Annotated in this window: 23 protein-coding genes; 18 read left to right on the forward strand and 5 right to left on the reverse strand. The window is 45.8% G+C overall.

Features of this window, described 5'->3' with window-relative positions:
* The first annotated feature begins 13 nt into the window (after positions 1-13).
* The 11 genes from A3Q3_RS0103650 (at position 14) to dhaK (ending at position 6,342) form a co-directional block, all read left to right on the forward strand.
* Positions 14-739, forward strand: a complete 726-nt coding sequence (locus A3Q3_RS0103650; protein ID WP_020182216.1) for a hypothetical protein — start codon at positions 14-16, stop codon at positions 737-739.
* 69 nt (positions 740-808) lie between these two features.
* A complete protein-coding gene (locus A3Q3_RS13590; protein ID WP_033424933.1) occupies positions 809-1,465 on the forward strand; it encodes a hypothetical protein in 657 nt (218 codons plus the stop codon).
* 92 nt (positions 1,466-1,557) lie between these two features.
* Complete coding sequence (locus A3Q3_RS0103660; protein WP_020182218.1) at positions 1,558-1,773, forward strand: DUF4287 domain-containing protein; 216 nt, start codon at positions 1,558-1,560, stop codon at positions 1,771-1,773.
* Between the two features lie 108 nt (positions 1,774-1,881).
* Positions 1,882-2,169, forward strand: a complete 288-nt coding sequence (locus A3Q3_RS0103665) for an encapsulin-associated ferritin-like protein (RefSeq protein ID WP_020182219.1) — start codon at positions 1,882-1,884, stop codon at positions 2,167-2,169.
* A 193-nt stretch (positions 2,170-2,362) separates the two neighbouring features.
* The gene (locus A3Q3_RS0103670; protein ID WP_020182220.1) at positions 2,363-2,704 is read left to right on the forward strand and encodes a YciI family protein; all 342 of its coding nucleotides are present in this window, start codon (positions 2,363-2,365) and stop codon (positions 2,702-2,704) included.
* A 147-nt stretch (positions 2,705-2,851) separates the two neighbouring features.
* Complete coding sequence (locus A3Q3_RS0103675; protein WP_020182221.1) at positions 2,852-3,253, forward strand: hypothetical protein; 402 nt, start codon at positions 2,852-2,854, stop codon at positions 3,251-3,253.
* 44 nt (positions 3,254-3,297) lie between these two features.
* Entirely contained in the window at positions 3,298-3,666 is a 369-nt protein-coding gene (locus A3Q3_RS0103680; RefSeq protein ID WP_020182222.1) for a VOC family protein, read from the forward strand.
* A gap of 50 nt (positions 3,667-3,716) precedes the next feature.
* On the forward strand, positions 3,717-4,118 hold the full coding sequence (locus A3Q3_RS0103685) for a GFA family protein (RefSeq protein ID WP_020182223.1): 402 nt from the start codon (positions 3,717-3,719) through the stop codon (positions 4,116-4,118).
* Between the two features lie 55 nt (positions 4,119-4,173).
* Positions 4,174-4,581 carry a hypothetical protein gene (locus tag A3Q3_RS13595; protein ID WP_020182224.1) on the forward strand — a complete coding sequence of 136 codons (408 nt, stop codon included), beginning with the start codon at positions 4,174-4,176 and terminating at the stop codon, positions 4,579-4,581.
* Between the two features lie 95 nt (positions 4,582-4,676).
* A complete protein-coding gene (gene dhaL, locus A3Q3_RS0103695) occupies positions 4,677-5,315 on the forward strand; it encodes a dihydroxyacetone kinase subunit DhaL (protein WP_020182225.1) in 639 nt (212 codons plus the stop codon).
* A gap of 28 nt (positions 5,316-5,343) precedes the next feature.
* Positions 5,344-6,342: a dihydroxyacetone kinase subunit DhaK gene (dhaK, locus tag A3Q3_RS0103700; protein ID WP_020182226.1), complete on the forward strand. Its 999-nt coding sequence runs from the start codon at positions 5,344-5,346 to the stop codon at positions 6,340-6,342.
* Between the two features lie 50 nt (positions 6,343-6,392).
* Here dhaK and glnE read toward each other — a convergent pair whose 3' ends face one another.
* Complete coding sequence (gene glnE / locus A3Q3_RS0103705; protein WP_026361739.1) at positions 6,393-9,101, reverse strand: bifunctional [glutamate--ammonia ligase]-adenylyl-L-tyrosine phosphorylase/[glutamate--ammonia-ligase] adenylyltransferase; 2,709 nt, start codon at positions 9,099-9,101, stop codon at positions 6,393-6,395.
* Positions 9,102-9,182: 81 nt separating this feature from the next.
* Here glnE and acs point away from each other — a divergent pair, with 81 nt between their 5' ends.
* From acs to A3Q3_RS0103730, 5 genes are all read left to right on the forward strand, one after another.
* The gene (acs, locus tag A3Q3_RS0103710; protein ID WP_020182228.1) at positions 9,183-11,159 is read left to right on the forward strand and encodes an acetate--CoA ligase; all 1,977 of its coding nucleotides are present in this window, start codon (positions 9,183-9,185) and stop codon (positions 11,157-11,159) included.
* A 143-nt stretch (positions 11,160-11,302) separates the two neighbouring features.
* The gene (locus tag A3Q3_RS13600) at positions 11,303-12,193 is read left to right on the forward strand and encodes a glycosyltransferase family 32 protein (RefSeq protein ID WP_020182229.1); all 891 of its coding nucleotides are present in this window, start codon (positions 11,303-11,305) and stop codon (positions 12,191-12,193) included.
* A 61-nt stretch (positions 12,194-12,254) separates the two neighbouring features.
* Positions 12,255-13,832: a peptide chain release factor 3 gene (locus A3Q3_RS0103720; protein WP_020182230.1), complete on the forward strand. Its 1,578-nt coding sequence runs from the start codon at positions 12,255-12,257 to the stop codon at positions 13,830-13,832.
* Positions 13,833-13,856: 24 nt separating this feature from the next.
* Entirely contained in the window at positions 13,857-14,876 is a 1,020-nt protein-coding gene (locus A3Q3_RS13605) for a glycosyltransferase (RefSeq protein WP_020182231.1), read from the forward strand.
* Positions 14,877-14,890: 14 nt separating this feature from the next.
* Positions 14,891-15,280 (forward strand): YchJ family protein, encoded by a 390-nt coding sequence (locus A3Q3_RS0103730; protein ID WP_020182232.1) that lies wholly within the window; start codon positions 14,891-14,893, stop codon positions 15,278-15,280.
* Between the two features lie 17 nt (positions 15,281-15,297).
* On the opposite strand, the gene A3Q3_RS0103735 is transcribed toward A3Q3_RS0103730, so the two are convergent.
* Positions 15,298-16,701, reverse strand: a complete 1,404-nt coding sequence (locus A3Q3_RS0103735; protein ID WP_020182233.1) for an ATP-binding protein — start codon at positions 16,699-16,701, stop codon at positions 15,298-15,300.
* Between the two features lie 3 nt (positions 16,702-16,704).
* A complete protein-coding gene (locus A3Q3_RS0103740) occupies positions 16,705-17,385 on the reverse strand; it encodes a response regulator transcription factor (protein ID WP_020182234.1) in 681 nt (226 codons plus the stop codon).
* A 214-nt stretch (positions 17,386-17,599) separates the two neighbouring features.
* On the opposite strand from A3Q3_RS0103740, the gene A3Q3_RS14115 reads away from it, so the two are divergent.
* Positions 17,600-18,139: a Spy/CpxP family protein refolding chaperone gene (locus tag A3Q3_RS14115; RefSeq protein ID WP_020182235.1), complete on the forward strand. Its 540-nt coding sequence runs from the start codon at positions 17,600-17,602 to the stop codon at positions 18,137-18,139.
* A gap of 112 nt (positions 18,140-18,251) precedes the next feature.
* Here A3Q3_RS14115 and A3Q3_RS0103750 read toward each other — a convergent pair whose 3' ends face one another.
* Entirely contained in the window at positions 18,252-18,818 is a 567-nt protein-coding gene (locus tag A3Q3_RS0103750) for a hypothetical protein (protein ID WP_020182236.1), read from the reverse strand.
* A gap of 20 nt (positions 18,819-18,838) precedes the next feature.
* Positions 18,839-20,737 carry an ATP-binding cassette domain-containing protein gene (locus A3Q3_RS0103755; protein WP_020182237.1) on the reverse strand — a complete coding sequence of 633 codons (1,899 nt, stop codon included), beginning with the start codon at positions 20,735-20,737 and terminating at the stop codon, positions 18,839-18,841.
* A gap of 188 nt (positions 20,738-20,925) precedes the next feature.
* Between A3Q3_RS0103755 and A3Q3_RS0103760 the strand changes: the two genes are divergently transcribed.
* Positions 20,926-24,783 carry a YhdP family protein gene (locus A3Q3_RS0103760; protein WP_020182238.1) on the forward strand — a complete coding sequence of 1,286 codons (3,858 nt, stop codon included), beginning with the start codon at positions 20,926-20,928 and terminating at the stop codon, positions 24,781-24,783.
* The last annotated feature ends 16 nt before the right edge of the window (positions 24,784-24,799 follow it).

Consider the following 24,799-nt stretch of genomic DNA (forward strand, 5'->3'; position numbering starts at 1 on the left):
GCCGACTACCGCTATGCTCAAAATTGCTCTTACTCTCTTGGTTGTGCTGATCAGTGTTTATTGGGTTGGTGAAAAGGCCAGAAGAAACCCAAAAATCGATGTATTTCTGTCAGCGATTGAGGGGCATTACTCAAGGCTGAATAGCAGACTTGAAGATGCTACGACCATAAGTGGGCTACGCTTTCTTCGGCGGCTCTATGGCTGGGCAAGCGTTTTCTTGTTCGCTTGCATTTTTGCTTTTCAACGATTTTCCCAGCCAAGCCCAGCTAGTTTCTTATCTCTGTTCTGGGTATTTGGGTTTGCATTTATGGGCTGGTTCTCAATCAAGTGGGTTATCGACCACAAAAACACTATTGATGAGTTTTCTAAAAATAATGCGTTAATGATTTTTAGCCCACTTCTCATGGGTGTTTTTGATCTTGTCTTTCATACCCCTTTTACGGAAATCCTGCTTATCCCTTTTCAGCAAGCTGCTGCATCATTACATTTCAACATTCCAGAGATATCAAACCCACTTGCCATTGGCGGTGCTGTCTCACTAGTTTTTCTGGTTTTTTTTGGCTTTTACTATTTGCTTACTTGGGCTGTAACAGTTCCAGTGTTTATGGTCTCTGTATTTGCAGTGGTGATCCCCATCAGATTCGCACGCGTTCTGGCACAAATAGATCGCAACAACACATTTTTTTGGCTTACCGTGTTTGTGATGATTGTGATTTCGCTATGGCTAACACAGCTATAAGTCGGCTAACCCATCATTCAAGCGGGTCCAGCTAAAGCTGGCCCCTTAATTCAAACGTTAGAAGGTAAAATGTCTATACGCATTTTGTTCATGACTGCATTGCTTTGCTTAAGCGGATGCACCCCTTCAGATTATTGCGACGAGGCTAAACGACCTCTATCTGACGAGGAGTTGATTGCAAAAGTAGTAAGTAAAGAGTCAATTTATCCTAATTGCTGTCGAGTATCTCGTGGTAATTCCTTAGAAGTAGAAACATACCTAAAGTTGAGCGACACAGATTCGCGAAAACAAGAACACCCAGATTTTGAGTATTATGAAAACCATTTAATGGTCAATGCTTGCGGAAAAGTTTTAGACACATACGGAATGCAGATAAAAAGTATAGAACGCCCATGCTGGGCTCGCAAAGAAAAAATAGAGCGACTATCTGATAAAGAGCTTGTTAAGGCAGCATTAACAACTGCTGCAAAGCAAATGAAATTGGAACAATCAGTACAATCAATAGAGCAATTCATGATTGACCATCCTTCATGCTGCCAAGTCCAGAGAAATATCAAAGATGAGTACACTCCTAAAAACCTTACCCAAGCACGAGTTGAGATTTATTACGCAACAAATGAAGTGCATTCAAATAGTGACAATGATTTCCTTAAAATTCGTGTTTATTTTAACGAATGCGGAGATTGGGGCAGCATGATTGGGCCTAGCAAAGTAAAGTTACATTAAGCAATATGCTTTCTAACCCATCATTCAAGCGGGACTGGCTAAAGTCAGCCCCTTAATTCAAACGTTAGATTTATTAACAATCAAAGTGAATTATGTCATCTGAAGAAAAAGTCAAAGGCCCTGCCTCGTATTTCCCTTCGATAGAGAAAAAGTACGGTCAGCCTATTGCGCATTGGTTATTGCTTGTGGGCAATCTGAAAGATATGAAGCACATGGAAATGGTTAACTGGCTTAAAACAGAACATAAAATGGGGCATGGGCATGCCAATGCAATCGTCGCCTATGCGCTTGCAAATCAAATAAAGTAACAATGTCTCCATCCATCTAACCCTTCATTCAAGCAGTATGCCTAATGGCGCACGTTAATTTTGATGTTAGGGTTTACAATCTAAACACCATTTATCAAGGAGATAGCAATGTCAAATGAAGGGTATCACGAACCAATCAGTGAGCTTACGGATGAAACCAGAGATATGCACAGGGCTATCACATCACTTATGGAAGAGCTAGAAGCAGTGGATTGGTACAACCAAAGGGTTGATGCGTGCAAAAATAAAGACTTAAAAGCGATTCTTGCACATAATCGAGATGAGGAAAAAGAACATGCAGCAATGGTGCTTGAATGGATCAGACGGCAAGACCCTAGTTTTGATAAACAACTAAAAGATTACTTGTTTACAGAAAAACCAATAGCACATAAATAAAATGCCTAATCCATCATGCAAGCAAATTGCTCCATGCTAACTGGGCATATTTTATCAGCTCAAAAGCTGGGTGGTATGACATAGGTGACTGCATGCCTCAGTATCAATAAAGGCCTTAAATGTGGTCAAACTGTTTCGCAGTTAGACGCATCAAGCGCAGCCGAATGATGCGGTTTAGATGATAGGAAGCGTTATGACAAAGTATTTGGTAGCTATACACCGCCCTAACGACTATGACCCATACGTTGCAGAAGATGAGGCCATGTCACGCGATATCGACGCACTTAACGTTGAGATGGTCGCTGCTGGCATCAGAGTTTTTGTTGGCGGTTTGCAGCCAATCAACAGCGCGAAATCACTGCGGTGTGAGGCTAATGGTGAGGTAAGCATGGCTGACGGGCCATATTTAGCTACCACGGAACACATAGGCGGTTTTTGGGTGCTGGAAGTAGCTAACCTAGAACAAGCGTTGACATGGGGCCGCAAAGCGGCCGTCGCTTGTCGTGCACCAGTAGAGGTGCGTCCGTTTCATTGACGGAAAACCTAGATTGGAAATAGTGAAATGGATGACTGTAGAAACGTCTGCGTGTTAAATAGAAAACACTTAAAAAATAGCCTTACATTATCTAGTGCAGAATATTCTAGAATGCATCTTTAATATACAAACAATAAACTAACGCCAATGGAAATCCTCTCTAGCAAGTTACTTTGGGAAATTTTAAAGCACGCAAAATCATGGCTCACCAACCTAGACCGAGCGAGCAACGATAGAAAGACACAATCAGTTAAAGCGGTTAGAAAAGTCATTACCGCCTCAAGGGAAACCGCTGTGTATATTCGTAGCATAAAAGATACTGGTCAACCCAACCACGAGACAGAGGCGCGCTTATCTGTACTGTGGACTGAGTTGGGGTTTGAGCTGCAAGACATTGGCATTCACAAGCTTGCTAAGCGTTGCCAAATTAGAGGCAAACATTGGGCGGACCCTGATCATTACGATCAAGATTTTCTACAAAAAGCGGATATTAGCTTAGAAACTATGGAAAAATTGGCCAATGAAATACTGATACAGATCAGCCGCTAGCGCTCGCCAGGCAGCATGTACATAAATATTCAGGATTAAATACCATGTCTAACTTGCAAGTGACTGAAATTAAAGCGTTTGTACCATCTAAGAACTTTGAAGTATCCAAACAGTTTTACCAAGACATGGGCTTCACCATGGCATCAGAAGGTGGTGGTGTCGCTTATTTTCATTATTCACACGTGAGTTTTTTGCTGCAAGATTACTGTACTGAAGGTTTTGCCGAAAACTTTATGATGCACATCTTGGTTGAAGATGTGGATGCGTGGTGGGATCATATCAATCAACGTGACTTGGCAAATAAGTATTCCGTTAAACTCTGGCCAATGCAACTTCAGTCATGGGGCATGCGTGATTTTTGCATTACCGATCCGTCTGGTGTGCTATGGCGCATTGGTCAGAATGTAGCCTAAACTGAATGATTCAAAACTAATGCTAGTATCAATATAGTAGGAGCATATGTATGTTAACTACCTATCACGGCAGTTGCCATTGCGGCGCTGTGACTTTTGAAGCAGATTTAGATCTTACTCAACACTCCTACCGTTGTAATTGCTCTATTTGCAGACGCACACGCTTTTGGCCAGCCATTGCCAAGCCTAAGCACTTTCGCTTGCTGACTGGCGAATCTGAATTAACCCAGTATTTGTTCAATACCAAAAAAAACCATCATTATTTTTGCAAGCGCTGCGGCGTGCGGTGCTTTGGCGTGGGTAACGACACACCCATTGGCAAAATGTACGGGGTCAATCTTGGCTGTTTAACTGATGTAAGTGACGAAGTGCTGGAGAATACACCCATTGTGTATGTGGATGGACTGCACGACAATTGGCAAAATGCACCTACGTTTTATCGACACCTTTGATGGCTACTATTGAGGTATATTAATGAACCATGACGATGGAAACCAAGGAATACGCATGAAACTTGCATACCGTGCACTCACTATTGTTGCTGCATGTTGTTTTACCCTGCTAGGCTGTAAAGAAAGTGCCCCGCCTGCACCTACTACCTATGGCACCACCACGCCCAATGACCATACCACGTTTGAAAACTTTACCGATACTTGGGCAGGACAATGGAATGGCCCGGAAGGCACGTTTTTGAAGATCGATGGCAGAAGAGGTGTTTATACGCTAACGATTCAAAACCTAGATGGCCCCAGCACCTACGAAGGCAAGTCTGTCGATCATCGTATACGCTTTATGCGCAATGACAGAGAAGCCTATATTCAAGCGACAGATGGCGCAGGCACAGGCATGAAATGGCTTGCAGAAAAACAAAACTGCTTAGTGATTCGCGCGGGAGAAGGCTTTTGCCGTGATTAATCAGCCGCAACATTAAGCGCTGTTGATTTGCATCAAACGGCCTATGTCATATGGGCACACAATTAACGTAATTTTCATCACCACCAACACTAGATATGAACACTGCATTTATATTAAACGCCTGCCTACATATTCATGCTGCCATTGTGGCGCATGAGGCAGATATTGAATCATTAGACCGTGCCATTGGCGATGGTGACCATTACATCAATATGAAGCGTGGCAGCGAAGTAGCCGCTGGCATGTACAACACATTACTGCCCTTACCCGCAGATGAGGCATTAAACAAAATTGGCATGAAGCTACTAAGCACCATTGGCGGTGCATCCGGGCCTTTATTTGCCAGTTTTTTCATGAGCATGGCCAAAACCGCGCAACAAAATGGCGCGAATACACCATTAGAAATCGCCGCGGCGTTTGCAGCTGGCGTACAAGCGATTATGCAGCGTGGTAAAGCCAGCGTAGGTGAGAAAACCATGTTGGATGTATTGGTACCAGTCTCCACTACTTTTACCACACTGGCCGCACAAGGCAAATCCAGCCAAGAGATCGCCGCCGCGCTCAAACAAACCGCAGATATTGGATTGGAATCTACACGTAATCTGATTGCTACTAAAGGCAGAGCTGCTGGTTTAGGTGAGCGAGCCATTGGCCATCTGGATGCCGGTGCCAAAAGCTGCCAAGTCATGATACATGCGGTATGTGATTTAATGCTTAAAGAAGCCGACGCATAAAAATATTACTGCTTAAAAAGGTCAATCTATGAAAAAGTTTATTAACCAAGTAGACCAAGTGCTCGTTGAGAGTCTATCCGGCTTTGCTAATGCGCATCATGATTTGGTCACGTTGCATGTGGACCCCACATACCTGACTCGCCGTGAAAAAGCCGTGAACAAAGTCGCTATCGTGTCTGGCGGTGGCTCTGGTCATGAGCCACTACATGCAGGCTATATCGGCTATGGCATGCTAGATGCGGCTTGCCCAGGACAAGTATTCACATCCCCTACACCCGACCAGATTTTGGAAGCAGCCGAGGCAGTGCATACCGACCAAGGCGTGCTGTTTATTGTTAAAAACTATGCGGGTGATGTGATGAACTTTGAAATGGCTGCAGAAATGCTGCCATTTCAACACGCCACCGTACTCACTAGCGATGATTGTGCTGTGGTGAACAGCACCTATACCACTGGGCGGCGTGGGGTAGCAGGTACATTGATTGTAGAAAAATGTGTAGGCAGTTTAGCCGAAACGGGTGCAGATTTAGCAGCATGCAAAGCCTTGGGCGATAAGGTCAATCAACAGACGTCCAGTATCGGTGTGGCACTCACTAGTTGTACAGTCCCTGCCGCTGGGCGTGCTACCTTTGATATTGCCGATATTGAGCTGGAAATGGGCGTGGGTATTCATGGTGAGCCTGGGCGTAGACGCGAGCAAATGCGCGAGGCTGATGCCATTGTGCATGACTGTATTCAGGCTATTTTGGCAGACTTTGCCACCAAAGGCCTCACCCATCGCCAAGATGTTTTGCTTCTGATTAATGGCTTTGGCGCGACACCACTGATGGAATTGTATTTGCTTTACCACAGTGCAGCTAAATTATTGGCAGCGCATGGTGTACGTATCGAACGCTCATTGGTGGGCAACTACACCACCGCATTGGATATGGCCGGCGCATCCATCACCGTTTGTTTGCTAGATGACGAGATTAAACAACATTGGGATAGCCCTGTGCATACCGCAGCGTTGCGTTGGGGGCGTTAATGCGTAACGTTTTAGTAACCGCCACGCGATCAACACAGTTACTTTAAACACTAGCCCAAAACATAGCTCCACAAGCTGGAGACTGCCGTTTGCTGTGCCACAATCTCCGTCGTAGGTACCTTAGCGTCTTTGCCTTGTAGTTTGCTGCTATGAATAACTTTACGATATTCGCGGTAAGCATCGGCCACCGCTTCTGCCGCATCAGCATCTATTAATTTTAATGTTGCTAAGCGATGCAGCAAGCCAATATTACCAATATTTTCAAGCAGTTGGGGATGATGATGTGCATGCAATAACACCAAATATTGCACCATAAACTCCACATCGATAATGCCGCCTTTATCATGCTTTACATCAAATACCGCAGCTTTAGGTGGGTGACTCACGCGCATTTTCTCGCGCATCTGCACGACTTCTTGCTTTAATGTGGCCTGATCACGCACTTGTAACACTACTTGCTGGCGGATAGCTGCAAACTGCGCACCTACTTGCGCATCGCCAGCGACGAATCGGGCACGCGAAATAGCCTGATGCTCCCACACCCAGGCCTTGTGCAACTGGTATTCAGCAAACGCCTGCACACTACTCACAAGCAAACCACTATTACCATCGGGGCGCAGCTGCAAATCGGTTTCGTACAACAAGCCAGCATTGGTTAAGCTGTTAAACCAGTTGTTGATGCGCTGGGCAAACCTCGCATAAATCTCTGCTGCCTCTGGGTGGTCGTCCTCATACAGAAAAATAATATCTAAATCAGAGACATAACCTAACTCTTTGCCACCTAATTTGCCATAACCGATGATGGCAAATTGCGGAGTATCTTGATGTTTAAATTTAAGCGTAGGCCAAATGGTTTGCAAACTTACTTGCAAAATCAGCTCTGCTAGCGCACTTAAATAGTCCGACAATGTTTCCAATGCCAGCAACCCACCTACATCTTGCGCGGCAAAGCGCAATACCGCCGCATTTTTGTAGTGGCGCATCGTGTCCATCTGCGCCTCGGTATCACCATCCAGTGCGCGCATTTTTTTAGTCAGCTCAGCTTGCATGGCCACAAAATCAGGTGCGTCATACAGGCTTTGTGTGTCCAGTAATTCATCTAACAAAATTGGGTGTGCAGTGAGATACTGCGCCAACCATGGACTAGCCGCGCATAATTTAATGACAAGCTGTAACGATTCCGGAAACTCCGTCAATAGCGCTAGATAGCTGGCGCGACGGCAAATGCTTTCTAATAAGTTAATAGCGCGCAGCAGTGCAATATCCGGTGTCGCAGTCTGCGCGGATTGATAAATCACCAGCGGCATCAACTTATCAAAGCGCAGTTTGCTTTGTTCTGGCAACTGCTGATAACGGCTACTGGCATGCAGTGCGCGTAAGCGTCGGACGCTTTCCAACGGCTCTACAAAACCAGATGTTTTCAAATCCTCTGCCGCCGCGTCTTGCCCGACGGTACCTTGCCAAATCGCCGTTTCCGTTAAAAATTCTTGGTGTCCGGTATCGCTAAAGGTCGCATCAAAATGGGCCTGAATGATAGCGCGGTGATGATTCAACTGTGCTAAGAACTCTGCCCATGTTTCTAAGCGCATCATCCACACCAAACGCTGTTGTGACGCATCAGAAGTGGGCAAATCTTGTGTCTGTTGATCATCTATATACATAAGCCGATGCTCAACGTTACGTAAATAGAGATAGCCCTCCGTCAACTGGTCTACCGCCTCTTGCGGAAGCACGCGCTGTTGTGCCAATAATTGCAGCACCTGCAATGTGGGTTTAATTTGCAAATCGGTGTCTTGCCCGCCACGAATCAGTTGAAACACTTGGGCAATAAACTCCACCTCGCGGATACCGCCCCGACCTAGCTTAATGTTATTTTCCAAGCCCCGTTGCATCACGTCGCGCTGAATCTGCACTTTTAAATCGCGCATAGAAGCGTACGCATTAAAGTCTAGGTATTTTCTGAATACAAAAGGCTTCAACACGCGTGTTAAGGCTTTGTCCGGGCCAGCCACCACACGCCCCTTGATCCAAGCATAGCGTTCCCACTCACGCCCGTAATTCTGATAATAATCCTCTAGCGCATCCAAGCAGCTTACCAACGCGCCCTCCGAGCCAAATGGCCGCAAGCGCATATCCACCCTGAACACAAAGCCATCCTCGGTAATGTCATCTAGCGCAGCTATTAACTTTTTGCCTAGCTTGGTGAAATACTCCTGATTGCTAATGGATTGCGCGCCATCAGTCTCGCCCTCTTGCTCATAGGCAAAAATCAAATCAATGTCGGAAGAGACATTGAGTTCGGCGCCGCCGAGCTTACCCATTCCCACCACAATCAGCGATTGCGTCTCCCCTGCCAGACTCTTAGGCAAGCCATACTGCGGCTGGAATTGCTCGGTATAGAATGCAATGGCCTGCTGAATCGTCAATTCTGCTAACGCAGAGGTCGCCATCACCACCTCTTCAAAGTCTGCCAAGCCATTTAAGTCTCGTACAATCAAGCGTGCCATTACCTGCTGGCGCAAACGCCTTAATTGTTGTTTTAAAGTAGTTTCATCAAAAAAAGTTTGCTTGCTCAGGTAAGCTTGCATGTCTTCTAATAGATATACTTTATGTAGATTGTTTAGCAAATCACTCACTAATTGCGCATCTTTTGCCATTAATCGGGTGACGAACGGACTGCATTTCACGGCATGGAGCACATATGCCTCATCCCTAGACGCAGCGCGGTTTTCTGATAGAATCATGTCCAGTGTTAGCATGCTTTTTTGTATCTTTTATGACGGTTAGTATTACTCAATAAATTTAATTATATGTGCGTTGCAAAATATTAGGGGAGTTGTATGTCAATTGAATCCGTACTTCATGAAAATCGCGTATTTGAGCCCAGTGCAGAAACTGTGAAAACAGCCGCTGTCTCTGGCATGCAAGCGTATACGCAGCTATGCGCAGAGGCCAATGCCGATTATGAAGGTTTTTGGGCAAAACTGGCACGCGAATTACTGATTTGGCACAAACCCTTTACCAAAACACTCAACCAAGACAACGCCCCCTTTTATAAGTGGTTTGAAGATGGCGAGCTGAATGTTTCGGCTAACTGTTTAGACAAACACCTCAATACTATTCCCAACAAAACTGCCATTATTTTTGAAGCTGACAATGGCGATGTCAAAACGGTGACTTACAAACAGTTGTACCATCAAGTATGCCAATTTGCCAATGGTCTAAAAACGCTCAATCTCAAACTAGGCGACCGCGTCATTATCTATTTACCCATGGGCATTGAAGCTGTGGTCGCCATGCAGGCCTGCGCGCGCATTGGCCTCACCCACTCCGTAGTATTTGGTGGATTCTCTGCCAAAAGCTTGAACGAGCGCATTATTGACGCTGGCGCAGTCGCTGTGATTACTTCTGATGGTCAATTCCGCGGTGGTAAAACTTTACCGCTCAAGCAAGCGGTTGATGAAGGCATTGCCATGGGCGGCTGTGACAGCATTCAAAAAGTGATTGTGTTGAAAAAAACCAGTCAAGAGATTCAATGGGCAGCCAATAATATTTGGTGGGATGACTTGATTGCTGGTCAACCTGACGAATGTGAACCAGTGATGGTAAATGCAGAGCATCCGCTATTTCTGCTATACACATCTGGCTCAACTGGCAAACCTAAAGGCGTGCAACATGCGTCTGCGGGCTATTTATTGCATGCCATGAATACCATGCGCTGGACGTTTGATGTAAAAGCAGATGACATCTATTGGTGTACGGCAGATGTGGGCTGGATTACTGGCCATAGCTATGTGACTTATGGCCCACTCGCCATGGGTGCGACCCAAATCGTGTTTGAAGGCATTCCAACCTACCCAAATGCAGGTCGCTTTTGGCAAATGATTCAAAAACATCAAGTGTCGATTTTTTACACAGCGCCTACTGCGATTCGCTCATTGATTAAGGCCGGTGAAACTGATCCAGCTACACACCCCAGCCAATACGACTTGTCTAGCTTACGCTTGCTAGGTACTGTGGGCGAGCCGATCAACCCAGAAGCTTGGATGTGGTATTACGAGCAAGTGGGCGGCAGCCGTTGTCCCATTGTCGATACCTTTTGGCAAACAGAGACTGGCGGCCATGTGATTACCCCTTTACCAGGCGCAACGGCATTGGTGCCGGGCTCCTGTACACTGCCCTTCCCCGGTATTGATATAGATGTAGTCGATGAAACTGGCAAAGATGTACCATGGGGTACCGGTGGTTTACTGGTCATCAAAAAACCATGGCCATCCATGATTCGCACCATCTATAACGACCCTGAGCGTTATAAAGCCAGCTATTACCCCGCTGATCTGGGCGGGAAAACCTATCTGGCCGGCGATGGTGCCGTACGAGATGCCAAAACAGGTAACTTTACCATCATGGGCAGGATTGATGACGTGTTGAACGTATCTGGCCACCGTCTTGGCACCATGGAAATCGAATCTGCCTTGGTAGCCAACGCGCTTGTTGCCGAAGCTGCCGTGGTAGGGAAACCCCATGATATCAAAGGAGAGTCCGTCGTTGCCTATGTCGTACTTAAAGGCGCACGCCCGTTAGGTGACGATGCTAAGAGAATCGTAGCAGAGTTACGTGAGTGGGTAGGCAAAGAGATTGGCCCGATTGCCAAGCCAGACGAGATTCGCTTTGGTGATAACCTGCCAAAAACCCGTTCCGGAAAAATCATGCGCCGCTTGTTACGCAGCTTAGCCAAGGGCGAAGAAATCACGTCGGACATTTCTACATTAGATAACCCAGCCATTTTGGAACAACTGAAAGAAGTCGTGAAATAAATGGAAGGTTTGTTAGTCATGGCAGCATTGATTCTTGCTGCCATTTTTTTGATGCGGAAATAGTCCACATAGCCCACTTGAGGCATAGACAATCCATTTACTTTTGTTAACATGGCTACCTGTGCATAACATACTGTTTATCCATGAACATTATCAAGCAGCTCTCTTTACTTAGAAGAAAAAATCTAAATCAAGTCAAAGACTATGGCTATACCAAGCCTCTACCCATGGGCAACAGTATTCCCAAGGTTATTCACCAAACTTACTTTAGCCGAACCCTACCCGAAGCAGTACAAGCCAATGTTGACCACATCCGGGCGATGAACCCGGACTGGGAATATCGCTTTTATGATGACGCGGATATCGACGCTTATATTCAAGAATACTTTCCTGAGTTATTCAGCATCTTCAAAAAAATCAACCCTGCCTATGGCGCAGCCATGGCTGATTTTTTTAGATACCTATTGCTCTACAGAGAAGGTGGCGTTTACCTAGACATTAAAAGCAGCATGGATAAGCCGCTCAATGAGATCATCCAAAAAGATGACTACTACTTACTGAGTTACTGGAAAAATGATGCTGGCGACAATATGCAGAACTTGGGTAAATATGTCGATATCCCCGATCCATTGGGTGAGTTTCAGCAGTGGTATATTGTGGCTGTGCCGGGCCATCCCTTCTTAAAATCAGTGATTGAAACCGTATGCCATAACGTGATGCGTTATAACCCGTTTCTTAACCACACCGGTCATTTGGGTACATTTAGAGTCACTGGGCCTATTGCCTATAGCTTGGCCATTGCGCCCCACTTAAATCAATACCCTAAGCGATTAGTGCGCTCCAATCATGATTTACACCTGGTTTACAATATCTTTACAAAATCAGCCACGCATGAACATCATGTGATCTACAAAACGCATTATTCCAAACTCAGAAAACCCATTGTGCTGCCTTCTAAGTTTTTTGCGCCGATTCTGAGTGTTTACTTACCCATTAGCGAGCAAATATCGGGCTTCTTGAAATATTTTGTCTAATTAAACTGCTGACATTTGGTATCATTCTGCCTTCAAACTATTACCCGCAGATTCAATATTTATGAGCACAGCAGATCTCAACAAAATAGAGGTCAGACGTACCTTTGCAATTATCTCTCACCCGGATGCCGGTAAAACCACCTTAACTGAAAAGTTACTGTGGTTTGGTGGCGCTATTCAGGTGGCTGGTGAAGTACGTGGACGCAAAGCTGCGCGCCACGCTACTTCTGACTGGATGGAACTCGAGAAGCAACGTGGTATTTCTGTCACATCTTCTGTGATGCAGTTCCCGTATCGCGAACACATGATTAATCTGCTGGACACCCCCGGCCATGATGACTTTTCAGAAGACACTTATCGCACGCTGACCGCAGTGGATTCTGCGGTAATGGTGATTGACTCCGTCAATGGCGTAGAAGCGCAAACCATCAAACTGCTCAATGTATGTCGTATGCGTGATACACCAATCGTCACCTTCATCAACAAATTAGACCGTGAAAGCCGCGCGCCTATTGAGCTTTTAGATGAAATTGAATCCACATTAGGCATGGAATGCGCACCCATGACATGGCCCATAGGCATGGGGAAAACTTTCCGTGGCGTGTACCACTTACACAACGACGAAATTTCTTTTTTTGACCCACGCGCCGAAAAAGGTACCTCTGAAATCATCAAAGGATTAGACAACCCACGCTTAGATGAAGTGATTGGACGCCAAGCAGAAGAGTTGCGCATTGATATCGAGCTAGTACGCGGTGCATCACATAGCTTTGATAAAGAACGCTATTTAAGTGGCAAACAAACACCGGTGTTTTTTGGCTCTGCCATTAACAACTTTGGCGTGCAATCGCTGTTAGATGCGGTGGTCGATTTATCGCCCCCACCCCAATCACGTAAAACAGCCACCCGAGAAATTGCCGCAAACGAGTCCAAGTTTTCTGGATTTGTATTTAAGATTCAAGCCAATATGGATCCAAAACACCGTGATCGTATTGCGTTTTTACGTGTGTGTTCTGGCCGTTTTGAGCGTGGCATGAAAATCAAACAAGTGGCTACCGGTAAAATGCTGAGCGTCAATAATGCGATTACCTTCATGGCGCAAGACCGTACCACCATGGATGAAGCGTACTCAGGTGATATTATTGGGATCCCCAATCACGGCACGATTAAATTGGGCGATACGTTTACCGAAAATGAGAATCTCAAGTTTATTGGCATCCCTTCGTTTGCACCGGAATTTTTCCGTCGTGCACGAATAAAAAATCCAATGAAAATGAAGCAGTTGCAGATTGGACTTAAACAACTTTCTGAGGAAGGTGCAGCGCAACTATTCCGTCCACTGCTCTCTAATGACTTAATTCTAGGTGCGGTAGGTATGCTGCAATTTGATGTAGTAGCCCACCGTTTGGAACACGAATATGGGGTCGATATGATATTTGAACCCTATGATTGCTATACAGCGCGTTGGTTAAAAGGCAGTGATGCTGACCTGAAAGCGATTGCAGACAAGTATGGGTTTAACGTAGGATTAGACAGTGCCGACGATTATGTGTATCTGGCACCGAACCGGGTGAACTTGCAAATGGCGCAAGAGCGCTATCCGGACATTCAGTTTATGGAAACGCGTGAAATCGCTTAAGACAATGGATGGGCACACATTCATATGCAAAAGTCCAATCTAAACATTATTAATTTAAGTGATCTTTCGGCTGACTGGCATTGGCTGAGAGATGAGTTCAAGCATTTACCAAACAAGTGGGCGCACTACACTAGTTTAAACACCAAGCTGCCCAAGCACTTGCCTAAGCGACAATCCATTGCCCGTTTTATGACGGCCACGCAAGCCGTACTTGACGCAAAAAAACAGCCCAGTTTGCTGGTATCCCATGGCCCGCGCCCTGCTTATTATGGGGCGCGCATGGCGCAGCACCTGCACCCGCAGTTGCCCCATTTGGCGTACTCTTTTAACTTTACCGATTTACCCACTGGCTTTCAGCACAAAGCCATGGCTAAGGCGTATCAGCAAATCGATCGCTTTGTGGTCTACTCATCCCTAGAAAAGAAACTCTATGCAGATTACTTCGGTATCGCACTTGAGCGGATTGATATGCTGCATTGGTCAGTGCACGCACCTACAGTTCCACACGATGAGCCACCGATTGAGCAAGGCGACTATATTTGTGCATTAGGCAGCCAAGGACGGGATTACGAAACACTATTTGCGGCAATGCGCACACTCCGCCATATCCGCTTAGTGGTCGTGGCCACCGCAGACAGCGTACAACATCTTTCAGTGCCAGAAAACGTCACTATACGCACGCATATCCCACTGGCGCATGCGCATAATATTTTGACGCATAGCCGCTTGATGGTAGTGCCATTGCGAGACAGCCAAGTGCCATGTGGTCATGTCACCATCGTATCAGGTATGTTTTTCAATAAAGCCATGATTGTCACCAATTCTGAAGGTGTGCATGACTATATTCAAGACCAAAAAACGGGGGTGTTTTTCAACCCTAAAGAAGCCAATGACTTGGCTGAGAAAATTCAACAGCTATGGGATGACCCCATACAAGTCAATCGTTTAGCAGCCACTGGCTATGCATTTGCACTTGAACATTGCACCGAAAAAAACGTTGTACGCTACTTTGCTGACTATCTTAGCCATCTACAACATCTATAGTAAAACAAGCCTGCATGAAATCTACCAAAGCGCTTATTGATTGCCCTTGCGGCTCTGCTAAGGCTTACGCAAGCTGTTGCCAGCCATTACACCATGGCCAAGCCGCCAAGTCTGCGGAAGCGCTGATGCGCTCACGCTATGCGGCTTATGTACTGCATCTTGAGAATTATCTTTTAGCGACCTGGCACTCGAGTACCCGTCCAGACAGCCTTGATTTAGCACATGACGATATCAAATGGTTAGGTTTAGAAGTGTTACGAGAAGAAGTTACCAGCCCAAGCACAGCCATTGTGGAGTTTATTGCACGATACAAAGTAGGCGGCACGCGCGCAGAGCGCATGCATGAAGTCAGTGAGTTTGTGTATACCAATGCTTGGTACTATGTTACGGGTCAAACCAATTAGCTTATATTGGCAATACCCTATACTGGCAATATCATCGTCACACTGAAACCATGAGGTTTCAGATTTGCAGCCCACACCTTACCACCATGCGCTTCAATGACTTGTTTAGTGATTGCCAACCCAACGCCATGTCCAACCACTTGACTACCTGAATGCCCACGCACAAAAGGTTTGAAGATATCTTCCAACTCAGTTTCGAGCACACCTGAACCCTGATCGGTAATGGTGATTTCTATTGGTTTGCTAGTAGAGTGTGACTTGCAATCTATATTGACGATAGAATCATTAGGCGCGTACTTAATTGCGTTTCGCACTACATTTTCAATTGCACGGTGCATCAAATCTTGCTGTCCAGAGATTTTAACCGTTTGCGGTGCATTCAGTGCAATACGAATGCGTTTATTAGAAGCCTCAAACGCAGCGTCCTCCACAATCATATCCAACAACTCATTTAGCAAGAAATCTTCTTTTTTAAGATCCACCATGCCAGACTCAAAGCGAGACAACTCAAGCAACTCACCAATCATCTTATCCATACGATTCGCCTCCAGCTCAATACGAGCAAGCGAGTTTTCTGCTTTTTCCGGCGTTTGCAGCGCCAGCCCTAACGCCATATGTATTCTAGCCAACGGCGAGCGTAGCTCGTGCGAAACATGGTGTAAGAGTCGAGTCTGCCCTTGCAGTACCGCCCCCAGTCGGCTAGTCATATGGTCAAAATGACGGCCTAAATCGGATAACTCATCTTTACGCGACCCCATTTTATCGGCCACACTGATATTCAGATCACCACTCGCTGCGTGTTCAAATGCAAGACGCAATGTTTTAATGGGCTTAGAAAAGTACCAAGCCAGTATGGCAGCAAACAGTGCACTTGCAAGCGTACCTATCAGCAAACCTTTCATCGGGAATTTTGCCAGCGCCTTAAACAGCGCATTCGAATGCCCAAAGCGCTTGAAATAAGATGGCCTGCCACCCTCCTCAGGTCCGGGTGGAGGTGGCAGTCCGGCGCGTGGTCGATTCGGGCGAGATGAAACGACAAAAATCAAATAAGACTGTTGGTTGGCTAATGTTACTTTGGCTACATTTTCTTGCGTCCCAGATTTGATAGACTGTTGCGCGACGTCTAACCATGATGCGTCGAGCTTTCGATTGAGCAGATCTTGCTCACCTTGATCGACTACGTATACGTGATGTGCAAGCCGTTGTGACTCCCATCGGCTAAGTAGTTGCTTGGTTGCTTGAATTCCGCCTAATTGTAATGTCGATTGCGCCGCATCTATTAACGATTGGCCCATTGGTGACTGGTCAATACTGGGGTTTTGATTGGTAACATTAAACAAGACAAAAGCACTAACACCCAACGCTGTCGTCAGCTGCGCCAGAAAGAAAAATAAAAAGAACTTCCAGAACAAACGTCCCATGGCTTACTCTTTCAGCAATTGATATCCCATGCGATACACTGTTTGTATCACATTCGGGTTATCGGAATATTGTGCGATTTTTTGCCGGATGCTACTGAGATGTACATCAATGCTACGATCAAACTTGGCCAATGGCCTGCCTAGTGCCTGCAACGATAGCTCTTCTTTTGACACCACAGCCCCTGCGTGCCGTGCCAGTATTTCAAGCAGATTAAACTCTGTGCTGGTGAGGTCGAGCATATGATTTTGCCATTCAGCACGCCGTTGCGAAGACAACACTTTCAGATCACCGACAGTAATCACATAAGTACGCGAGGTATTTGACTGTATCCTTCTGAGGATTGCACGCACCCTTGCCACCAACTCTCTAGGCGTACACGGCTTAGGCACGTAATCATCTGCACCCAACTCTAAGCCTGTGATTTTGTCATTATTGTCACCCTTGGCCGTCAACATAATGACTGGGATGCTACTGTTGGCACGAATATTTCTTAATGTTTGAATGCCATCCTGAATCGGCATCATCACATCTAATATCATCAGATCAAAATTGCCAGCCAACACATACTGCTCAGCAGTCACACCATCATGCGCAACAGTTACATCAAAGCCTTCTTGCTGTAAATACTCCTTGAGCATACCTGCCAACTCAACATCATCATCAGTCAATAGTAACTTATTCATTTTATATCTCTAGATCAACATCTTACCGGCACATCATAGCGATTAATCATGCGCATTAACAAGTGCAAAGAAGCTGTTTTACGCAACTTTACACCACGTGAATTTTATTCTGGATAAGGAACCTTTACATGTTTTTACGTCATCTTAACAGCACTTAACAAGAAGGTGCTCCAAAATGCAATCGTCTTAATTGAGACATATTTTTGAAAGGTAAATGATGAAAACAACATTAAAAACATTATTAGCTGCAGCATGCATTACCATGGCTGCAACTGGTGTAGCGATTGCTGACCAAGATGGCAATGGCGAGAGATCTGGCCACTGCACAAAAGGCGGCCATCATAACCGTCACCATGCAGGCGCCCACGGATTTGGTCAGCCACACTTTTTACATGGCATTACCTTAACATCAGAGCAAGAAGATAAAATCTTTGCGCTTAACCATGCAGAAGTGCCAAAAGTACGCGATCAAATAAAACAACGCCAACAGTTGCATCAAGAACTTAGACAAGTGAGCCTAGCCCCACAATTTGACGAAGCCAAGGCCAAAGCCATTGCAGACAAGTTAGCGACGTTAGAAAAAGATGGTGCTTTGAATCGCGCTAGAACTGAAAACAAGGTGTTGGCCGTACTCACGCCGGAACAACGCGAGCAAGCGCTTAAGAATAAAGAGCAATTTAAAAAACATCGCGAAGAACGTCAACCTGCTGGCTTTCGTGGTCATCCACAACAGCGTCCTGATGTAAGAAGCTAAGCTACAGCAAGGTTCTATGATGCATTAATAGCCAGATAACTTATCCCATCTAGGCTAAAATAAAAAGACCACAGTGATGTGGTCTTTTTATTGCCGGTGAATGATCAAGTGCTTATACCTGCTCAAATGCTTCACACAACTGACTGAGCAACTGCCCAAATAATGGCAACACTTCATCTTTATCATGCGGGCTATCATCATCGGTACCGGCAACCACAAAGCTCACTGTCATCTTATCCACATTCTCTCTGAACTCTGCCCAATGCTCGACTTCGGCATCGCCAATCAGCTTGAATTTGTTTAAGCCAGACTCAATAATCTCCACCAACTGTGCATCACTGATGCCGGCAAATAAGGTTTTTGCTATCGTAATTTGCGCAGTTTGGTAATCTGGCGTGATATCTTCTTGCGTCAATGGCATGGTTAAGAATGCAAATAGCAACAAACCGTAGGCTTGATACACACTCAACATATCAAAATTTTCTTGTAACTCTTGCCCAGGCTGACGCCCTGCTTCCTGAATCGCTTTAAACGTCAAAAAACTCGCCAAATAGTGCGCAGCATCCACCGCATCAAAATCGTTTAAATCAATGGTGGGTTTAGCGCCATCATCATACGTTTCTGCCAAGCAAATGGCATGCAACAATTTTAACCGTTGGGAATACGTCATTTCATTCATACAAAATACCTATCAAAAAATTATTGAATTTCCGGAAGTGCTTCTAATGCTTCGTGTAATGCCAACCACTCTAGCTCGGTGGCTTCTATTAATGCTGCTAACTCAGCTTGGCGCTTTAAATGCTGTTGCAATTCTACCTTACGGCCAGGCTCATAGAGCGTTGCATCTAAAGCACTGGTATCTAAGCTTTGCTTTTCGGTCTGGTACTTTAGCAGCCCTTCGTCAACCTGCGCCAGGGATTTAAGCAATGGCCTGCGTGCAAGAATACGCGCCTGCCTATCTGCTTTATTTTGCGCATATTCGTTCTTTTTCATTGGTTTTTCGACCACATCAGCTGCAGCTTGCTGCGCTTTAGAAGAGGCTAGCCAAGTTTTATAATCATCCAAATCTCCGTCAAACACCTCCGCTTTGCCTTCTGCCACCAACACAAAACGGTCACAACTAGCCCGCAATAATGCGCGATCATGCGAGACCAAAATCACACCCCCCACGTAGTCTTGCAGCGCCAACGTCAAGGCATGACGCATCTCTAAATCCAAATGGTTGGTGGGCTCATCTAGTAATAATAAGTTGGGGCGTGTCCAAATAAGTAAAGCCAGTGCTAGGCGTGACTTTTCCCCACCAGAGAAGTTAGTACAAGGTGAGCGAGCCATATCGCCCTTGAAATCAAACCCACCTAAATAATTCAGGTGCTCTTGCTCTCGCGTCAATGGGTCTAATCGCAGCATATGCTGCAATGGTGATTCATTTGGGCGTAATTGCTCCAACTGATGCTGCGCAAAATAGCCAATGTTGAGGTCTTTACCTTCTACCCTTTTTCCTGTTAAAGGTTGTAACTCAGCAGCCAACGCTTTAATCAATGTAGATTTACCTGCTCCGTTCTTGCCCAGCAACCCAACACGCTCACCGGGACGAATAGTAAATGCGACTTTGCTCAGGATGGGTTTATCCGCATAACCTATCGTCACATCATCTAATACTAGAAGAGGATCTGGCGCACTGACCGGCACACGGAATTCAAAGTTAAACTGCGAATCTATATGGGCGGCAGAAATCATCTCCATGCGCTCTAATGCTTTGATCCGGCTTTGTGCCTGACGCGCTTTGGTGGCCTGTACGCGAAAGCGGTCAATATAGCTTTGCAAATGCGCGACTTTACGTTGTTGCTTCTCGAACATGGCTTGTTGCAACGCTAGCTTTTCTGCGCGCTGCCGCTCAAAATCACTGTAACCGCCACGGTACAAAGTTAAACGCTGTTGCTCAATATGCAGAATATTATTGACCACGCTATCTAAAAAATCACGGTCATGCGAAATTAGCAACAAAGTGCCACGATAATCACGCAGCCAGCCTTCCAGCCAGATCACTGCATCTAAATCCAAATGGTTGGTGGGCTCATCCAATAGCAACAAGTCAGAACGACACATCAGTGCACGCGCCAGATTCAAACGCACGCGCCAGCCACCGGAGAAATCACTCACGGCACGCTGTAAATCTGTTTGTAAAAAGCCCAAACCATCCAGCAAAGCTGCAGCGCGCGCTTTTGCGCTATAACCGTCAATGTCGCTTAAACGCTGATGCAACTCGGCAATCTTTTCGCCCGCATGTGCGGCCTCTGCTTGCACTAATGCCTGCTCTACCTCGCGCAGCTCAGCATCGCCATCCAACGTAAAGTCGATAGCTGACTGCGTCAATGCTGGGGTTTCTTGCGCAACGTGCGCCACTATCCAATTGGGTGGAATCTCTAAATCGCCCACCTCTGGGTGCAGCTCTCCACGCAGCAGTGCAAATAAAGAAGATTTGCCTGCACCATTTGCACCGGTCAACCCCACTTTATGCCCGGGATGCAATTGAAAGGACGCCTCTTCAATGAGTATTTTGGCACCGCGCGTGAGTGTTAACTGTTTAAATTGAATCAAAGTGTATCCAAGTATCGATGGCTACAACATGCTGAAAATTCACCACGCCGACCATTTTTGACAAAGAGCGTTATTTTAAAACAATCTAAGCCATATGCTTAATAGAACTTAATGTTTTCTTTCCGTTCCAAGCTATAAAATAAAGTAAAATAGCGCAATATCCCTATGCACCCACCCATTATCACTTCATGACTATACGCAATATCTTTCGCTGGGCTGCTTACCTCGTTGCATTTCTCTCGTTACTGATAATACTTGCAGTATTAGTCATACGCTTTTTTGTATTTCCTAATATCAACAATTACAAAGATGACATCGCCACCTACGCCAGCAAAACCATGCAGCGTAAAGTCACCATTGGCGACATCAGCACTGGCTGGCACCATCTCTCGCCGCGCGTTACGCTCGCCAACATAGATATTTATGATGAGCAAAACCGACCAGCGCTCACCTTGCAAAAGGTAGATACGCAACTTTCATGGTTAAGCATTGGGCTGCTTGATTTAAGACTTTCAGAACTCACTGCCTATGCACCTACGCTGATCATCCGCCGCTCAAAGGAAGGTGTGTTTTATTTGGCTGGTGTTAATTTAAGCGGCCGTGGCAACCCTGATTTTGCCAACTGGCTACTGGCGCAGTCTAATGTCGGTGTACAAAATGCAAACATCACTTACATTGACGAGCTCAGACAAGCGCCCCCACTCGTACTCAAGAAGCTCAACCTCACGCTAAGTAACTCTGCCTGGAAAAGTATCTTTGGAAGGCATGAGTTTAAATTAGACACATTTTCCTCTGTTGGCACAAAGCAACCCATTAAGCTTTCTGGATATTTCATTGGGCGAGACATGTCAAATATCAAAGATTGGCGCGGCAATGTGCATCTTGCTGTGCAAAATACTGACATTTCCGTGTGGCGCGCATGGGTAGACTATCCACTAGAAATCAAAAGTGGCATGGGCAATGCAGAAGCCGATCTGCATTTTTCTGCTCTTGCGATTGACGAAATAGAAGCAAATATTCGTTTACAACACCTTAGCGTGCATCATGCGCACACTGACACACCTCTCATCGCACCCAAGCTACAAGGCCATTTGGGTTGGAAGAAAACCAAAACAGGCGAAACATTGACTGCAAAAGATGTGAATGTCGCATTCAATACGGGTTTAAAGGTTGAGTCTGCCAACGGAGAGTGGGAGCGCACAACTAAGAAAAATCAAGCTTGGATAGATGCTTATGTGTCTGTACAAGCGCTAGAGCTCAGTAAAGTGGTAGAAACTGCGCGCTATTTCAAACTATCCCCGCAATGGATGGAATGGATTGAGGGTATTTCACCAAGCGGAAAGTTAACCACTATCAAAGGTGCGCTCTCTGGCCATCCTAATCAACTGCAAAACTATGCGTTGTCGGGCGAGTTTAAACAACTCAGCATACAACCCTATGGGAAACTGCCCGGATTTAACAACCTCACCGGAAATATCGATTTAAATGAACGTAAAGGCGAAGTGCAGTTTGATACACATGCTGCCGCCCTAGACCTCAAAGATATCTTACGCTGGCCTGTGCCTATCGATTCACTACAAGGCGCCGTTGAATGGCAAACGAACAAACAGGGCACTACCCTGTTTGCTGACCAACTCATCGTCAAGAACCCCCATATTTCAGGGGTCATTAAAGCCAAGTTTGCGCATCAACAAGGCAAAGGTGACTTTTTAGACTTACATGCAACATTTGACCAAGGCAACGCCAAATTTGCGCCTTTTTATTACCCGATTATTTTAGGTAAAGAAACATTGCACTGGTTAGATACTTCCATCTTGGCTGGGCGCGCCAACGATGTAAATGTCATTATCAAAGGGCGTTTGGCAGACTTTCCCTTTGTCAACGCAAAAAACCAGCCAGACGCAAAACTTGGGCAGTTTAAAGTCACTGCGCAAATCGAAGAGGCCCTGATTGAATATGGCACAGGCTGGCCACTGGTTAGAAACTTGAACACGCAAATGCTGTTTGAAGGCAAACGCATGCTGCTAAATGCCAATAAGGGAGATATCCTTGGCAACAAAATCATCAGTAGCAAAATTGAAATCCCCCAATTAGATGCCGATTGGCCTATGTTGCATATTGCCAGCGTGGTTGAAGGACCTGTACGTGAGGGCATTAAATTTGTGAATGAAAGCCCAGTCAAAGAAGTCGCCATGGGCTTTACCGAATCACTCAAAACAGCTGGCGATGGGCATTTGGATTTGGACTTACTGATTCCAATGCAAGATTTGGAAGCCGCCAAATACAAAGGGGCTTATCAAATTAAAAATGGCACCTTGTTTGCCAATGATGAAGTTGGATTGCCTGAGCTGAGCAAGATCAACGGCACGCTGAACTTTACTGAAAATGGCTTAAATGCCAATAACATCAGTACGGAAGTGCTGGGTGGACCAGCGCGTATTACATTGATGACAGGGGCAGAAAAAAGTCTGCAAATTAACGCTAGTGGTCGCATTAACGATGCTGGAATTAAGAAAGTAATCTCACACCCAATCGTTAACGCCTTACAGGGCACCACCGATTGGAAAGGGGACATTCTCATCAAGAAACCGCTAGCGGATTTCACGTTTTCATCCAACCTAGTAGGCATGGCCGTGAATCTGCCTAGCCCCATGACCAAAGCCACTGGCCAAATCTACCCGCTACGTATCGATAAAGTGCAGCGCAGTGCCGATAACGATGAAATTAACATGCAATATGGCGATCTCATTTCAGCCAAGATCGCTCGCAATACCGTAGATGGAAAATGGGCGATTGATCGTGGCGAAATTGGCATTAATACTCCAGTTGCTATTCCTGCCGGCAAAGGCTTGGTACTCAAAGCCAAACTGGACACTTTTGATGTAGACGAGTGGCTGGCATTCTTTAAACAAAACACGCCTAGCGATGCGCGAGGCACGAATGCGCTACCACCATGGCTGAGTCAAGCCGATGTGTACGCTGGCACCTTGAATGTGCTCAACCGCGACATCCACCAATTTAAAGCAAGCGCCAAGCCTTCTGCTAGCGGGATTAAGTTCAATATTCAAAGCCAAGAAATGACGGGCGATGTGACATGGCAAACCGAAGGCAACGGAAAAATCACAGCTAAACTCAAAAACTTAGTGATTCCTAATGTCACAGGTAAAGAGGATGCCTCCGCCAAAAAGGAAATCAAACGCGTCACCAAACAATATCCCGCGCTGGATTTAGATGTCGAGAACTTTGAAATTGGCGACAAAAAGCTAGGCGCGCTAACCGTTGATGCCTTTGAGAACGGGGACGACTGGCAAATACAAAAACTAAGCATCAGCAATACGGATTTCACGCTATTGGCAGATGGCACTTGGCATAACTGGACACGCAGCCCCAATACTACATTCAAGTTTAACTTGCAGTCCGACAGTATTGGTAGGTCACTGAGACGTTTTGGTCAACCAGATGCCGTAAAAGGCGGGAAGGCTACGCTCTCCGGCCAGTTACGTTGGCCTGGTAGTCCACATGAATTTGAGACTTCCGGCCTCAACGGCAATTTAAAACTGGAAGCAGAAAAAGGACAAATTGTGAAAGTGCAGCCTGGCGTGGGTCGCCTGTTAGGATTGCTCAGTTTACAAAGCCTCCCCAGAAGACTCAGCTTAGATTTTAGAGATTTGTTTAGCGATGGCTTTGCCTTTGACAAAATCAGCGCCACAGCAACAGCCACGGGTGGTGTCTTACGCAGCAACGACTTTTATATGACAGGCCCCGCTGCCGAAGCCAAAATTCAAGGGGAAACCAATTTAAAAACCGAAACCCAAAACTTGAAGGTCACCGTGATTCCGCATGTCAGTGACTCGCTTTCGCTTGCTGCACTTGCAGGCGGGCCTATTGTGGGTGCCGCTGCATTTGTTGCGCAAAAGATACTAAAAGATCCCTTTAACAAAATTGCCTCGACCGACTATGTCATTACAGGCACATGGGACAACCCACAAGAGATAGAATCAAAGAAAGATGCGCCACAAAAACAGGACATCTTGAACACACGTTAATTGCTAGCAAAGATAA

The sequence above is a fragment of the Methylotenera sp. 1P/1 genome, from assembly GCF_000384355.1.
Classification (GTDB): Bacteria; Pseudomonadota; Gammaproteobacteria; order Burkholderiales; family Methylophilaceae; genus Methylophilus.